This is a genomic window from Acinetobacter sp. MD2, assembly GCF_035615575.1.
Taxonomy (GTDB): Bacteria; Pseudomonadota; Gammaproteobacteria; order Pseudomonadales; family Moraxellaceae; genus Acinetobacter.
In genome coordinates this window covers 1-14783 of the sequence record NZ_VTDK01000007.1, presented here as the reverse complement: position 1 = coordinate 14783, position 14783 = coordinate 1, and the positions used below count along the sequence as shown (strand labels likewise).

12 protein-coding genes and 4 tRNA genes are annotated in these 14783 nt (G+C 40.7%); 13 read left to right on the top strand and 3 right to left on the bottom strand.

Annotation, left to right across the window (positions count from 1 at the left end; genetic code table 11):
* Positions 1-63: 63 nt before the first annotated feature.
* The 13 genes from FXN70_RS10330 to FXN70_RS10270 all read left to right on the top strand — a co-directional run bounded on the left by FXN70_RS10330 (position 64) and on the right by FXN70_RS10270 (position 12083).
* On the top strand, positions 64-705 hold the full coding sequence (locus tag FXN70_RS10330; RefSeq protein ID WP_324647384.1) for a phosphoribosylanthranilate isomerase: 642 nt from the start codon (positions 64-66) through the stop codon (positions 703-705).
* Positions 689-1918, top strand: a complete 1230-nt coding sequence (gene trpB / locus FXN70_RS10325) for a tryptophan synthase subunit beta (RefSeq protein ID WP_324647383.1) — start codon at positions 689-691, stop codon at positions 1916-1918. Before FXN70_RS10330 ends, trpB begins: the two co-directional genes overlap by 17 nt.
* Positions 1919-2456: 538 nt before the next feature.
* Entirely contained in the window at positions 2457-3254 is a 798-nt protein-coding gene (gene trpA, locus FXN70_RS10320) for a tryptophan synthase subunit alpha (RefSeq protein ID WP_324647382.1), read from the top strand.
* A 2-nt stretch (positions 3255-3256) separates the two neighbouring features.
* Positions 3257-4150, top strand: a complete 894-nt coding sequence (accD, locus tag FXN70_RS10315) for an acetyl-CoA carboxylase, carboxyltransferase subunit beta (RefSeq protein WP_324647381.1) — start codon at positions 3257-3259, stop codon at positions 4148-4150.
* Between the two features lies 1 nt (position 4151).
* Positions 4152-5438 carry a bifunctional tetrahydrofolate synthase/dihydrofolate synthase gene (gene folC, locus FXN70_RS10310; protein ID WP_324647380.1) on the top strand — a complete coding sequence of 429 codons (1287 nt, stop codon included), beginning with the start codon at positions 4152-4154 and terminating at the stop codon, positions 5436-5438.
* The gene (locus FXN70_RS10305) at positions 5425-6573 is read left to right on the top strand and encodes an SPOR domain-containing protein (RefSeq protein ID WP_324647379.1); all 1149 of its coding nucleotides are present in this window, start codon (positions 5425-5427) and stop codon (positions 6571-6573) included. Before folC ends, FXN70_RS10305 begins: the two co-directional genes overlap by 14 nt.
* 280 nt (positions 6574-6853) lie before the next feature.
* Positions 6854-9574, top strand: coding sequence for a preprotein translocase subunit SecA (gene secA / locus FXN70_RS10300; RefSeq protein WP_324647378.1), 2721 nt, complete (start codon positions 6854-6856; stop codon positions 9572-9574).
* 123 nt (positions 9575-9697) lie between these two features.
* Positions 9698-10060 carry a hypothetical protein gene (locus FXN70_RS10295; RefSeq protein WP_420714409.1) on the top strand — a complete coding sequence of 121 codons (363 nt, stop codon included), beginning with the start codon at positions 9698-9700 and terminating at the stop codon, positions 10058-10060.
* 132 nt (positions 10061-10192) lie between these two features.
* Positions 10193-11413 carry a bifunctional glutamate N-acetyltransferase/amino-acid acetyltransferase ArgJ gene (gene argJ, locus FXN70_RS10290; protein ID WP_324647376.1) on the top strand — a complete coding sequence of 407 codons (1221 nt, stop codon included), beginning with the start codon at positions 10193-10195 and terminating at the stop codon, positions 11411-11413.
* 255 nt (positions 11414-11668) lie between these two features.
* Positions 11669-11745: transfer RNA gene (locus FXN70_RS10285), tRNA-Pro, on the top strand.
* Between the two features lie 63 nt (positions 11746-11808).
* Positions 11809-11885: transfer RNA gene (locus tag FXN70_RS10280), tRNA-Arg, on the top strand.
* A 41-nt stretch (positions 11886-11926) separates the two neighbouring features.
* Positions 11927-12002, top strand: a tRNA-His gene (locus FXN70_RS10275).
* A 4-nt stretch (positions 12003-12006) separates the two neighbouring features.
* Positions 12007-12083 (top strand) — tRNA-Pro (locus FXN70_RS10270).
* Between the two features lie 103 nt (positions 12084-12186).
* Here the strand turns inward: FXN70_RS10270 and FXN70_RS10265 are convergent.
* Genes FXN70_RS10265 through FXN70_RS10255 form a run of 3 tightly spaced genes read right to left on the bottom strand, consistent with a single transcriptional unit; the run spans position 12187 to position 14409 of the window.
* A complete protein-coding gene (locus FXN70_RS10265) occupies positions 12187-12666 on the bottom strand; it encodes an OmpA family protein (protein WP_324647375.1) in 480 nt (159 codons plus the stop codon).
* A complete protein-coding gene (locus FXN70_RS10260; protein ID WP_324647374.1) occupies positions 12659-13897 on the bottom strand; it encodes a diguanylate cyclase domain-containing protein in 1239 nt (412 codons plus the stop codon). The genes FXN70_RS10265 and FXN70_RS10260 overlap by 8 nt, the downstream gene beginning before the upstream one ends.
* Positions 13894-14409, bottom strand: coding sequence for a YfiR family protein (locus FXN70_RS10255; RefSeq protein ID WP_324647373.1), 516 nt, complete (start codon positions 14407-14409; stop codon positions 13894-13896). The genes FXN70_RS10260 and FXN70_RS10255 overlap by 4 nt, the downstream gene beginning before the upstream one ends.
* Positions 14410-14783: the final 374 nt, after the last annotated feature.

Sequence of the window (14783 nt, the reverse complement as noted above, 5' to 3'; positions counted from 1 at the left end):
TTTGATTTAAAAACACGTTTTAATGCCAAGCATGAATTAAACCAATACATGAAAGAAGTTACCATGAGAACCAGAGCCAAAATTTGTGGAATTACCCGAGTTGAAGATGTTCAAGCTGTTGTTCAAGCAGGTGCAGATGCAATTGGCTTGGTTTTTTACCCGCCAAGCCCACGTGCGGTAAATAGTATGCAAGCACAAACATTAGTGGCGCATATTCCTGCTTATGTGCAAGTGGTCGGTTTGTTTGTGAATGCAACGGTGCAAGAGATTGAACATGTTTTGAATGATATTCCGCTGGATATTTTACAATTTCATGGGGATGAAAGCCCTGAACAATGCCAAGCGATTGCGAAGCAGACCAAACGCCGTTGGTATAAAGCCATTCAAGTGAAACCAGATTTAGATTTAATTAATGAAATTCAACGCTACCAACAGGCAGGCGCAAGTGCTATCTTACTAGACGCTTGGCACCCCAATTTAAAAGGGGGGACGGGTGAACAGTTCGATTGGTCTGAGTTTCCAAAACTCGCTATTCCTTTAATCTTGGCAGGTGGCTTAAACCCTGACAATATTCAAGATGCCATTGCAACCACACAAGCCTATGCAGTAGATGTTAGTGGTGGCGTGGAGTCTGCAAAAGGTATTAAAGACCAGCAGCTTATTGAAAGATTTATGCAAGGAGTCCATTGTGGATCAGCAAAATGAAGTGATTGACTACACACAATATCCAGATGCCAAAGGACACTTTGGTATTCATGGCGGACGTTTTGTGTCAGAAACCTTGATGGCTGCCTTACAAGATTTAGAAAACTTGTATGGCAGAATGAAGAATGACGCACAATTTCTGGCAGAATTTGACCGTGATTTGGCCTATTACGTTGGCCGTCCTAGTCCACTTTATCATGCTGAACGATGGTCTAAGCACCTTGGTGGTGCGCAAATTTATTTAAAACGAGAAGACTTGAATCATACAGGTTCGCATAAGGTCAATAACACCATTGGTCAGGCTTTGCTTGCCAAACTTTCTGGTAAAAAACGTATTATTGCCGAAACTGGTGCGGGGCAGCATGGCGTTGCAACGGCAACGATTGCTGCACGTTTAGGGCTTGAATGCGTGGTTTATATGGGCGCAGACGATGTCAAACGTCAGGCTATGAACGTCTACCGTATGCGTTTGCTTGGTGCGACTGTTGTGCCTGTTGAAAGTGGTTCAAAAACTCTAAAAGATGCATTGAATGAAGCGATGCGTGATTGGGTAAGTAATGTCGACACCACCTATTACGTGATTGGTACTGTAGCAGGGCCGCACCCATACCCACAATTAGTACGTGATTTCCAATCAATTATTGGTCGTGAAGCACGCCAACAAATTTTAACTCAGGCCGGGCGCTTACCAGATGCATTGGTGGCATGTGTCGGTGGTGGTTCTAACGCGATTGGGCTATTTTACCCGTTCTTGAATGATCAAGATGTCAAAATGTATGGTGTTGAAGCGGCAGGTTATGGCATTGAAACAGGTAAACACTCTGCACCATTAACTGCGGGGCATGTTGGTGTTTTACATGGTAACCGTACTTATTTAATGAGCGATGAACAAGGTCAAATTATTGACACACACAGTATTTCTGCGGGGCTAGATTATCCGGGTGTTGGGCCTGAACACAGCTTCTTAAAAGATATGAATCGTGTCAATTATGTGCCAATTAATGACGATGAAGCCTTACAAGGTTTCCGTGATTTAACCCAAATTGAAGGCATTATTCCTGCGCTTGAAAGTGCGCATGCTATGGCATATGTCACAAAACTTGCTCCAACCCTGTCTAAAGATCAAATCATTATTGCGACTGTTTCAGGGCGTGGTGATAAAGACTTAATGACTGTTGCGCGCTTAGATGGCATTGAAATGGTGGATATGTAAGCGTTTATTGGATTTGGCTGTTTGTCGGATTACTGAAGCTGGTTTGTATTCTGCATACATCAGATGAAAGTAAAAAATATTTGCGAGCAGCCATAAATCCAAATTTTTATGATAGTTAGATGCCGAGCACAATGGCTATTTTGCGTTTAACTGACCACTTGCGGTTGTTGTCGATATTCAGTGAGATTGATCTTGTACGATTGTAATATCGCTGCAAAATTTTCGTTACGTATAGCTTTTGCTATTAATCAAAATGCTGTTTTAATTTTTTAAATCTTTGTTTTTAAATTTTTTTCTGCTAAAAAAGCCCATAAAACACCCAGTGCTATGCTTTTGAGAATTTCCCGAAATTAGGTATCTTTGATCATTGAGAAAAACTGCTAAATATTGATTAATGTAGCTTGCGGATTGTTCCTAAAAAGTTGAATACAATCGGGTTGATTTTGGCGCTGTGCAATGCACAAAAAATAGCGTTACAATGCGGTGTCGTGTCTTCACACAGCACCACTTTATTTTTGTATAAAAGGAAAGTAAACCCATGTCACGTCTCGCCACACGTTTTCATCAGCTTCAATCTCAACAGCGAAAAGCTTTGGTTTCTTATGTTATGGCGGGAGACCCTCATCCTTACGTTACCGTACCTTTGTTGCACCGTATGGTTGAAGCAGGCGTAGATGTGATTGAATTAGGCTTGCCTTTTTCAGACCCAATGGCCGATGGTCCAGTCATTGCACTGGCAGCAGAACGTGCTTTGGCAGGTGGAACCAATACTTTTGATGCGCTCGATATGGTTAAAAGTTTTCGCCAAAACGATCAGGAAACGCCTGTGGTACTCATGGGCTATTTAAATCCTGTTGAAGTGATTGGTTATGAAAAATTTGTTGAGCGCGCGGCACAAAGTGGTGTAGATGGTATTTTATTGGTTGATTTGCCGCCTGAAGAGGCAGACACATTAAACCAAGTGCTGAAACAACACGGTTTAGACCAAATTTTCCTGCTCGCACCAACATCAACTGATGAACGTATTCAACATGTTATTCAGCAAGCAAGTGGTTTTATTTACTACGTTTCACTGAAAGGGGTCACTGGTGCAGCGACCTTAGATACAGCAGAAGCCGCAGCCCGTATTGCTAAAATTAAAGCGCACACCACGATTCCTGTGGGGGCGGGCTTTGGTATTAGCGATGCCCAATCAGCCAAAGCCATGGGTGCTGTTGCTGATGCTGTGATTGTTGGAAGTGCTTTGGTTAAGCCTTTTGCAACCTTGCCACCAGAACAAGCCGCAGATCAAACGGTTAATAAAATCAAGGAGCTTCGAGCTGCGCTCGATGAGTGAATATGAATCAAGAAGTTAAAGCAAGCAAAGTGCTAAACCCATCGACGCCGTGGACTGAACGTACTGTACCGGGAATTCGTGTGCCTGACGCACAAGAAACCTTCAAAGCTTCTTTTAGCGAACCAACGGTTGAATGTCCTGAATGTCATTCATTAACTACAGTAACCGCCATGTCTTTTAATGCCCATGTTTGCCCACAGTGTGACGAACATTTGCGCATGAAAGCACGTGATCGCTTAACGTGGTTTTTTGACAATGTGACTACCGAATTGGGTCAAGAATTTGTTGCCAAAGATCCGCTACATTTTGTGGATAGCAAACCGTACCCAGTGCGTATGCAAGAAGCACAAAAGAAAACCGGTGAAACCGAAGCCTTGGTGGTGATGCAAGGTGTACTTAAAAATGTACCTATGACGGCATGTGCCTTTGAGTTCGACTTTATGGGTGGCTCAATGGGTACGGTTGTTGGTGATCGTTTTGTACAAGCAGCTGAAAGTGCCATTGCGAAAAAACAAGCGTTAATTTGCTTTGCAGCTTCAGGCGGCGCACGTATGCAAGAAGGCATGTTGTCTTTAATGCAAATGGCGCGTACAGCAGCAGCGATTGAAAAAGTTAAAGCCGCGGGCCTACCGTATATCGTGGTATTAACACATCCTGTTTATGGTGGTGTAACTGCATCTTTAGCCATGTTGGGCGATGTACACATTGCTGAACCGAAAGCTATGATTGGTTTTGCGGGTAAACGTGTCATTGAGCAAACTGTGCGTGAAAAATTGGAAGAACCGTTCCAACGTGCTGAATACTTGCTTGATCATGGTGTGGTCGATCAAATTGTTCATCGTCATGCATTACGTGATACTGTATGTAGAATTGTAAGTAAGCTGATGAACATCTAAATTGAATATCACACCTCCGTTACATTCTGATGATTTACTCACTTGGCTCAATTATTGGGGCCAAGTGCATGTTACAGGAATTGACCTTGGCCTAGAGCGGGTGATTCCTGTTGCAGAAAAATTAAAAGTGACTCGTCCAACTGCAAAGGTGATTACGGTTGCAGGTACAAATGGTAAAGGTTCGACCACCACCACCATTGCAGCAATTTTGCAGCAAGCGGGTTATAAAGTGGGTTTATATCAGTCGCCACATATTTACCATTTTAATGAACGAGTCAAAATATCGGGCAAAGAAGCGGATGATCAAACTCTGATTGATGCGTTTGTTCAAGTAGATCAGGCTCGACGCGAATGCGGTTTGAGCCTGTCTTTTTTTGAAGCGACGACCTTAGCAGCCTTCCAAATTTTTGAACAACAACAATGTGATGTTTGGGTCTTAGAAGTTGGTCTTGGTGGCCGTTTAGATGTGGTGAATGTGATTGAACCCGACTTAGCGGTGATTACCAATATTGGCCTAGACCATGTCGATTGGTTAGGGGATACCATCGAAAAAATTGCCTTTGAGAAAGCAGGTATTATTCGTAAAAATATTCCAGTTGTTTTTGCAGGGCAGCAAACCCTTCCACAAGCCATTCAAGACAAAGCAGAACAAGAACAAGCACCACTTTATGTAGTGAATCGAGATTATTTTTATACTGAACATGATGACGCGATGTGGACATTTGCATCGCCCGCAACTACCTTAAAGCTTCCACGTGGACATTTGGCCTTAGAAAATTTATCGACTGCGGTTGCTGCTGTTTTACTGAGTGGTTTGAATGTTTCTGATCAGGCCATTCAACGCGGTGTGGCGACTGCGCATATTGCAGGGCGGTTTGAAGTTCGCAAAATTCAAGCGAAAACCGTCATTTTTGATGCGGGCCACAATCCACATGGTGTTGAATTTTTGTTAAAGCAATTGCAAAGATTCTTGCAATGCAATAAACAGTACACAAATATTGTTGCAGTTTTTTCCATGTTGGCAGATAAAGATATTGATGCCGTGGTTGAATTGTTGAAATCTGTGATTTCCGAATGGAAAATTGCTGAGCTAGATGTCCCTCGTGCTGCGAAGATTGAACAAATACAGACCGCATTGCAAGGTACACAGACACAGCAGTTTAAACGTGTTGCTGAAGCATTTCAGAATGCCTTAGAGCAAGTGCAGTCACATCAGCTTATTTTAGTTTGTGGATCGTTTCATACTTTAGAAGCGGTTTGGGAGTACATTGATCATGTCAATGAATAGCAAACAACGTTGGATGGGAGGCGTTGTTTTATTAGGTGGTGGTGTATTGTTGGCTGCATTGTTGTTTAAAGGTTCGCAAGAATTGCAACATAAAGATGATGCAACAATCACGCCTGCAAAAGCAGCACAATCTGCAAAATCAGGTGAAATGCAGTCTTTGCAACCATTGACAGTTGATGTTGCAACAGAAAAAAGATTACTTGAAGAGCAACGCCGTGCGCGAGAACGTGCTGTGGCTGAGCAAGAAGCACGCACCCAACAATACTTATTACAACAACAGCAAGCTGAAGCCAATGCTGCACAAAAAGCAGCAGAAGAATATGCCGACATTAATAAGCGTCGTAATAAAGAGCAAGAAAGTTCAGATAATATTCCACCCGATATGGGCGGGGATAAAAGTAAGTTGAATGCACAAACAACCGATAAAACGGCTGTTTTAAACGCCTCTTCTTCCAATGATGCTGCAAAGCATCAAGCTGAATTGGCCGCTAAGAAGAAAGCCGAGGCTGAAGCACAGCGTAAGGCAGATGAAGCCGCACAGCACAAAGCAGACCTTGCTGCCAAAAAGAAGGCAGATGCAGAAGCTCAACGTAAGGCAGGTGAAGCAGCAACACATAAAGCTGAGTTAGCTGCTAAGAAGAAAGCTGAGGCAGAAGCTCAGCGCAAAGCAGATGAAGAGGTCGCACATAAAGCGGAGTTGGCTGCTAAGAAGAAAGCTGAGGCAGAAGCACAGCGCAAAGCAGATGAAGAAGCCGCGCATAAAGCGGAGTTAGCAGCAAAGAAAAAGGCTGAAGCCAAAAAGCAGCAAGCCCAAGATGATAAAAAAACTGCTGACAAGAAAAAAGCAGACACTGAAAATGCACGTAAACTGTTAGATGATGACGAGCATAAGAAATGGATGGTGCAGGTTGCTTTAGCGGGTAATCAGGCGAATGCTGACTCAATTGTGGCAAAGTTACGTGCTAAAGGTTATAAAGTGGTTACGAGTCCAACCTCAAAAGGGGTTAGGATTATGGTTGGCCCTGCCAAAGACCGTGACAGTGCAGATGTATCTCGTAAGAAAATTCAAGCCGATACAAGTTTAGGCATGAAGTCAGCATGGGTGATTGATTGGGTGCCGCTCGATCAGCGCTAATATTAATAAATTTTATATATGTGAATAGCGATAAGGAAAAGAGCCTTGTCGCTATTTTTTTAATCTATTTTTTGCTTTTGATCTATATCCATTCAAGGTTGTTGTGCTGTTATAGGTATGTCTTGGTATGAGAAAATTTCAGAAATAATGAGGGTCGCTGAGTTATCGGCAAAAAAAGTGTCGCTTTTTACGCAAAAAACTTGTACTTCAAAAATCTAACTCCATAATAGAGTCAAACGATTAATTTATTTTTAATTAGCAAAATTTAGAGAGTTTATTCATGTTGGCAAGTCTGATCGGAGGTATCTTCGGTACAAAAAATGAGCGTGAACTTAAGCGAATGCGTAAAATTGTCGAAAAGATCAATGCGCTTGAACCGACGATCGTTGCACTTAGTGATGCAGAATTGTCTGCCAAAACTCAAGAATTTCAAACTCGTTACCAAGCAGGAGCGAGTTTAGATGATTTAATGCCTGAAGCATTTGCTGTTTGCCGTGAAGCAGGTAAGCGGGTAATGGGGATGCGCCATTATGATGTACAGTTGATTGGTGGTATTACATTACACGAAGGTAAAATTGCCGAAATGCGTACCGGTGAAGGTAAAACCCTCATGGCGACGCTCGCATGTTACTTAAATGCCTTAAGTTCAGAAGGCGTGCATGTCATTACTGTGAATGATTATTTGGCACAGCGTGACGCAGAATTAAACCGCCCATTATTTGAATTCTTAGGTTTAAGCGTGGGCACGATTTATTCAATGCAAGCGCCAGATGAAAAAGCACAGGCTTATCAGGCAGATATTACTTATGGAACTAACAATGAGTTTGGTTTCGATTATTTGCGTGACAACATGGTGTTCTCTTTTGCAGAGAAAAAACAACGTGGTTTAAGTTATGCCATTATTGATGAAGTCGACTCAATTTTAATTGATGAGGCACGTACGCCATTAATTATTTCTGGGCAAAGCGAAGATTCATCGCAACTTTATGCCGCAATTAATATGATTGCACCGCAATTACATCCACAAAAAGAAGAAAAAGTGGCAGATGGCGGGCATTTCTGGATTGATGAAAAACAGCGTTCAGTTGAAATGACCGAGGTGGGTTATGAGGCGGTTGAGTCTGCTTTAATCCAAATGGGCTTATTGCAAGAAGGCGAAAGCTTGTATTCGGCAACCAATTTAAACTTGGTGCATCATGTTTCAGCAGCCATTCGTGCACATTTCTTATTCCAACGTGATGTGCATTATATTATTCATAATGGCGAAGTGGTGATTGTCGATGAGCACACAGGTCGTACAATGCCGGGGCGTCGTTGGTCTGAAGGTTTGCATCAAGCTGTTGAAGCCAAAGAAGGCTTAGAAATTCAGCCTGAAAACCAAACCCTTGCAACAACAACTTTCCAAAACTATTTCCGCCTTTATAAAAAGCTTTCCGGAATGACTGGTACTGCCGATACCGAAGCTGCGGAAATGAAAGAAATTTATGGCTTAGATGTCGTTCTTATTCCGACTCATCGTCCAATGGTGCGCCAAGATCATAACGATTTAATTTATTTAAACCGTGATGGAAAATACAGTGCAATTGTGGCTGAGATTAAACGCATTCAGGCTACTCAAGCGCCAATTTTGGTAGGAACTGCGACCATTGAAGCTAGTGAAATTGTGTCACAACAATTATCGTTAGCAGGGATTGCCCATGAAGTTTTAAATGCAAAACAACATGAGCGTGAAGCCGATATTATTGCCCAAGCGGGTAGTCCGGGTTCAGTCACCATTGCCACCAACATGGCAGGTCGTGGTACAGATATTTTGTTAGGTGGTAACTGGAAAGTTAAACTGGCCAAAATTGAAAATCCAACACCTGAAGACGAAGCACGTTTAAAAGCTGAGTGGCAACGTGACCATGAAGCTGTGTTAAATGCTGGTGGTTTACATATTATTGGTACCGAACGTCATGAATCACGTCGTATCGACAACCAATTGCGTGGTCGTGCAGGCCGTCAAGGTGACCCGGGCGTGTCGCGCTTCTACTTATCGCTAGAAGATGACTTAATGCGTATTTTCGCAGGCGACCGTGTTGTGGGTATGATGCGTGCGATGGGCTTAAAAGAAGATGAAGCCATTGAACATAAAATGGTGAGCCGTTCAATTGAAAATGCGCAGCGTAAAGTTGAAGCCCGTAACTTTGATATTCGTAAGAATTTGTTGAAATACGATGATGTTAACAACGAACAACGTAAAATTATTTATCGTCAGCGCGATGAAGTCTTGGTTGAAAATAGTTTACAAGACTATATCGAAGAAATGCATCAATCTGTCATGCAAGGCTTTATTGCTAACTTCGTTCCACCTGAATCGATTCATGACCAGTGGGATGTTGCAGGCTTAGAAGCGGCTTTAGCCACTGAATTAAATATTCAACTGCCTGTGCAGCAATGGCTAGATGAAGATCGTCGCCTAGATGAAGAAGGTTTAGTCGCACGAATTACTGATGAGGTGGTTACACGTTACCGTTCACGCCGTGAGCAAATGGGTGATGAATCCGCACCAATGCTTGAACGTCATTTCATGCTCAATTCGCTTGATCGCCATTGGAAAGAGCATTTGGCGGCGATGGATTATTTACGTCAAGGGATTCATTTGCGTGGTTATGCACAAAAGAACCCAGAGCAAGAATATAAAAAAGAAGCCTTCAACTTGTTTGTGAACATGCTATCAATCATTAAATCAGACGTTGTAAATGATTTATCTTTGGTACATATTCCATCGCCAGAAGAAGTTGCCGCACTTGAAGCACAACAGCAGCAACAAGCTGAGTCAATGCGTTTAAGTTTTGAACACGATGAAGTCGATGGTTTAACAGGTAATGTTTCAACTGTGATGTTAAATGAAGAGCAAGCTGCACAGACTGTACAAAACTTCGAAGCACCTGCAAGTCGTAATGCCGCTTGCCCATGTGGTTCAGGTTTAAAATACAAGCAATGTCACGGCAAAATCTAAATCTTGATATTACAAAAGCAGAACAAGAGTTCTGCTTTTTTATTTTTGCATACGTGGGTTTTAGTGTGAAATTCAAGTACACTCAATTCATGTAATCGTTCACTATGGATTTTAGTTAAAATGATGATGAATACAATAAAACCGATTTTATGTTCGCTTATTCTTTTGCCAAGTTTGGCGTTTGCCAATGAAACGAAACCATTTACAACCAGTGTTGAGAACGTATTGGTTGCCAAAGGTACAACGACTGCTACGGCTGTTGTTAAAGGTGGCGAGACAGCGATTATTAGTCCACGTACAGGTATTCGTTATACACTAGGCGATACCAATGGTCGTCCAATTACAGTGCAAACGGCAGCGATTACTGCTGCAACAAGCGCAAACGTGCAGCGGATTGTTGCTAAAAATCCAGCACTTTCAGATGAAAGCCAGCAATTAGCCGAAAAAGCCTTATTGGCGATGCCTTCAGCACCTGAAGCGCAATAAGCAAAAAAGAGAAAAACTGGTCATTTGACCAGTTTTTTATTTCACCACTAAAATTTCTACTGATCTCGATTTTTGAGCTGATATCTAATAAGCTAAAGCTTGTTTATTTTTCATTAAAGTGGATCGTTCAAGATGGCTGTTGGTGATGTGTCAATGCCGCATATGCATGTGGTCAAAGGTGTAAAAATTGGTTCAACAGAAGCGCATATCCGCTATCCGAATCGACGCGACTTAGTCGTGTTTGAGTTTTCAGCAGAAACCAAGGTTGCTGGTGTTTTTACCCAAAATGCTTTTTGCGCAGCACCTGTGCAAGTGTCTAAAGCGCATCTTTTAGAAACAGATCCACGTTATTTATTAATTAATACGGGCAATGCAAATGCAGGGACAGGTGCATTGGGTTTAAGTAATGCCAAACAAAGCTGTCAAGCTTTGGCTGAAATCACAGGTGTGAGCACAGCTCATATTTTACCATTTTCAACCGGTGTGATTGGTGAGCAATTACCAATGCCACGTTTGTTAGCAGGTTTGGCACCTGCTGTCGCAAACTTAAATGAAACCCATTGGGATGCGGCAGCCAAAGGCATTATGACCACAGATACCACACCTAAAGGTGCTTCTGAGCAATTTGAACTTGGTGGTATAACCTACACCATGACAGGGATCAGTAAAGGCGCAGGCATGATTCGTCCGAATATGGCGACTATGCTCTCTTTCGTGGCAACCGATGCGCCGATTGCAAAACCATTGGTACAACAATTGTTAACGATCGCTGTGAATCAATCTTTTAACCGCATTACCATTGATGGCGATACATCAACCAACGATTCTTGTATTTTTGCTGCCACAGGGCAGGCGGGTGGTACACCAATTGAATCAGAAGCTGATTCACGTTATGGCATTATTTTAGATGTATTGATTCGTGTGATGAAACGTTTAGCACAGTTGATTGTGCGTGATGGAGAAGGTGCAACTAAATTTATTAGCGTAACGGTAGAAGGTGGACTAAATACTGACGAGTGTTGTGAAGTCGCGTATAGCATTGCACATTCACCTTTGGTTAAAACTGCTATTTTTGCATCTGACCCGAACTGGGGGCGTATTTTGTGTGCCATTGGTTATGCCAAAATCCAAAACTTAGATGTTGAAAAAGTTCAAGTTTGGTTGGATGAAGTGCAAATTTGTAAAGATGGTGGTGCAGCAGCGGATTATACGGAAGAAGCTGGTGCACGGGTGATGCAGCAAACAGAAATGACGATTCGTGTGAATTTAGGTCGTGGTGATGCGAAAGATACAGTTTATACCTGTGATCTTTCTTATGATTACGTCAAAATTAATGCAGACTATCGCTCTTAAATTTGAGTAAGTATGAAAAACAGCCGCACATTTTTGTGCGGCTATTTTATTACATAGAAAATATCGTGTTGATAATAAAGAACAATGTCTAAAAAATAGCTCTTTTAAAGAGATTTGAGCTAAAACGCTGAATAAATAGTCTTTTGGTAAGCAAAAAGCACTTTTTTTTAACTTAGGGTATTGACCAAAGTCATTGTCGCGCCTAGAATGCACACCGTACCGCACGATGTGTGATACATAAAACGCTGAGACAATCGGAGCATAGCACAGCCTGGTAGTGCACCTGGTTTGGGACCAGGGGGTCGTAGGTTCGAATCCTACTGCTCCGACCACTTAAATTTACCAAAGTTTAAGTTCGGCAAAAGTATCGTGTGATAAGTTTTATCATCGGTCATGCGCCTGTAGCTCAGTTGGATAGAGCATCCGCCTTCTAAGCGGATGGTCACAGGTTCGAATCCTGTCAGGCGCGCCATTTATGGTGGTCTGATATTTAGAACTTAAAGTACCGTTATGGTGGATGTAGCTCAGTTGGTAGAGCCCCGGATTGTGATTCCGGTTGTCGCGGGTTCGAATCCCGTCATTCACCCCACAAACGGAGCATAGCACAGCCTGGTAGTGCACCTGGTTTGGGACCAGGGGGTCGTAGGTTCGAATCCTACTGCTCCGACCACTTCTTACAATAAGAAGTGATATTAAAGAATCCGCTTAATTGCGGTTTTTTTATGTCTAAAAATTAAGGATATGAAATCGCCCCCGAAAAGGCGATATGACATTTAAGGAATAATAATGATATTTACGCGTCGATTCTTTGCGCGATTTTCATCATTATCATTTTCAACCATAGGTTGGCTTGAGCCTTTACCAATGATTTGAACATTTGATGTATTAAAGCCGTGTGTTAAGAATATTTCGGCAACGCTATTAGCGCGTTTAAGCGATAACTCTTGATTATATTGAATGCCTCCAATGTCATCAGTATGGCCAACCACTTTAATTTTGTTTAACTTGTATTTGTATAGTTGATTGGAAAGTAAGGTTAAGTCCTGCGTTTGTTGTTGAGCGATGGTGTAGTCATTAAAGTTAAATAATAAGCGTTCAGGTAGTGCGAGATTCCAGCCTTCATCTGTAAGGATAAAACCTTCTTTTTTAAGCATATGTGCTTGTTTATAGCTTAAATGACCTAAGCCTGCACAAGCAGATAAAATACTGCTTAACAGTAGAATGAATCCGAATTTAATTGGTCTTTTAAACATGTGAAGGGTCCTTGTAGCTGTGGTTTGATGCAATATACCAACCTTGTTCAATGGTTTTAGCAACATACATGGCATTGTCTGCATCGGTAATTAAATGTTCTGGTGAGCTTGCTTGTATCGTGAATGCAATTCCGATACTAAAACTGAATTTAATTTTATTTTTATTAAAGAAAATTGGTGTTTCACTACTGCTGAGTAGTTTATTGCAAATCGTAATTACTTGTTCTGTATTTTCAATATCCTGAATGAAAATGGCAAATTCATCTCCACCTAATCGTGCAATTAAGTCATCTTTTCGGATACTATTTTTTAAACGTAACGCCATTTCTTGTAAAACGGTATCTCCGGCCAAATGACCGTATTGGTCATTAATCGCTTTAAAATTATTATTATCAATAAAGAGTAATGCTGCATTTTTGCGATTTTGGCTCTCGAAAAAAGCAAAAAGTTCATGGTAGAAATAATGACGATTTGGGAGTTGTGTGAGTTGGTCATGATTTGCTTGATGCGTCAATTGAGAATTTTCTTGTTTTAATTCTAAGGTTGAAGCATGGATTTTCGCTAAAAAATGATTAAAAATTGTATTTAGAGATTGGAATTCTTTGATTTGTGATTCTGGTAACCGTTGGTAATAGGTGTTTTCATTACTCATGTTTTGTGCTGCGGTGAGTATGGGTGAAATTTGCTTAAAAATAAATTGATAGTTTGCACGCATTGAGTAAAGTAGCGTGATGAGAATGAGGGAAATGCCTAGTCCAAGGCCTATAAAACTAGTAAAAAAGAATTGAATTAGATTGCTTGAACTACCATAAATAATGATTGTTCCAAACTGTCTATTTTCATGCTGAATCGTGGTTGTTATTGGGGTGTGGAAAAATAATTGATCCAATATATTTTGAATGAAAACTTGTTTCTTTGGATAGTCGCTCGTAGATGCTAAGATTTGATGCTCTGGATTCTGGATGACAATCGTGCGAATCGGATACTCTTGCATATATTCCAATAAAATTTGATTCATTGTGGCTTTATCATTAAAGACGACTGCGGGTTGAATACGTTCATTTAGCGCTTTGCTTAAAATATTTAAAGTTTGTTTTGCATAGGTATTGAGTGTAATTGCCGAAATCACCACAAAAATAAACGTACAAATACTAATTGTTAAAATAAAAAGAGAAACTTGAGCACGTTTGAATAAATCTTTTAAAGACGACACTTTATTGAAACGAATCATAATGATTGCTCCAAAGGCTTGGCGAGCAGTAAAACTCGTGGATCAACTCTTATTTTAGATTGGCTTAAGCTGTCGAGATTGACTTTAAAAGATGTCAATCCATTTCTTTTATAAAGACAAAAAGCACTTCCAATGTCGCATTCGGTATTATTGCTGCTAAAAGATAGGGTTGGAGAGTGAATATGATGATTTAACGCAGCTTGCTCCTCTTTTGCAGATAGAGTTGAAAAATAAATTGCTTGGCATGTGCTTTGATCAAGCAGTTTAAGGTCAATTGGTATGATGTTGTAATTGGCGTGCTGTTGTTGAACAAGTAGTTTAAATTGTCCTACAAGATTTGGATTATTTACAATACATAGATTGGGTGTATTAACATTTGTATTCCATTTAGCATAGCTAAGAATAGAGAGTGTTATTTCTAAAAAATTTTGAGTTGATGTGGCATAAGCTGAAAAACTCAGCCAAAAACTGAAAAGTAGAACACTACATCTTTTAATTTTCTTATGATGCATTTTAAATAATAAAGTTAAAAAATAATGAAATTATATTTTAATCAAAAAAACACCAGATAAAAAGTGAAAATAAACTAAAATAATAATTGATAAAAAACAATAATTTGTGGGTTTTGAGTTTAAAGTTTATACGGTTGATAAAAAATAATTTAAAAAAGGGTTGTGTTAGGTTGGGAATGCTGTAGAATGCACATCCATCGGCGGTGATGAGAAATAAAACTTGTTGATAAACAGGCAGTTAGCACGAAGTGCTGAATTGAATGATTATTAAATAAGTTAAAAATATTTCGAATTACTAGTTGACTTTCTTTTTAAAGAGAGTAATATGGCCGACCTAGCTTGATGATGACGAATCATTAAGAAGATCATTAAAG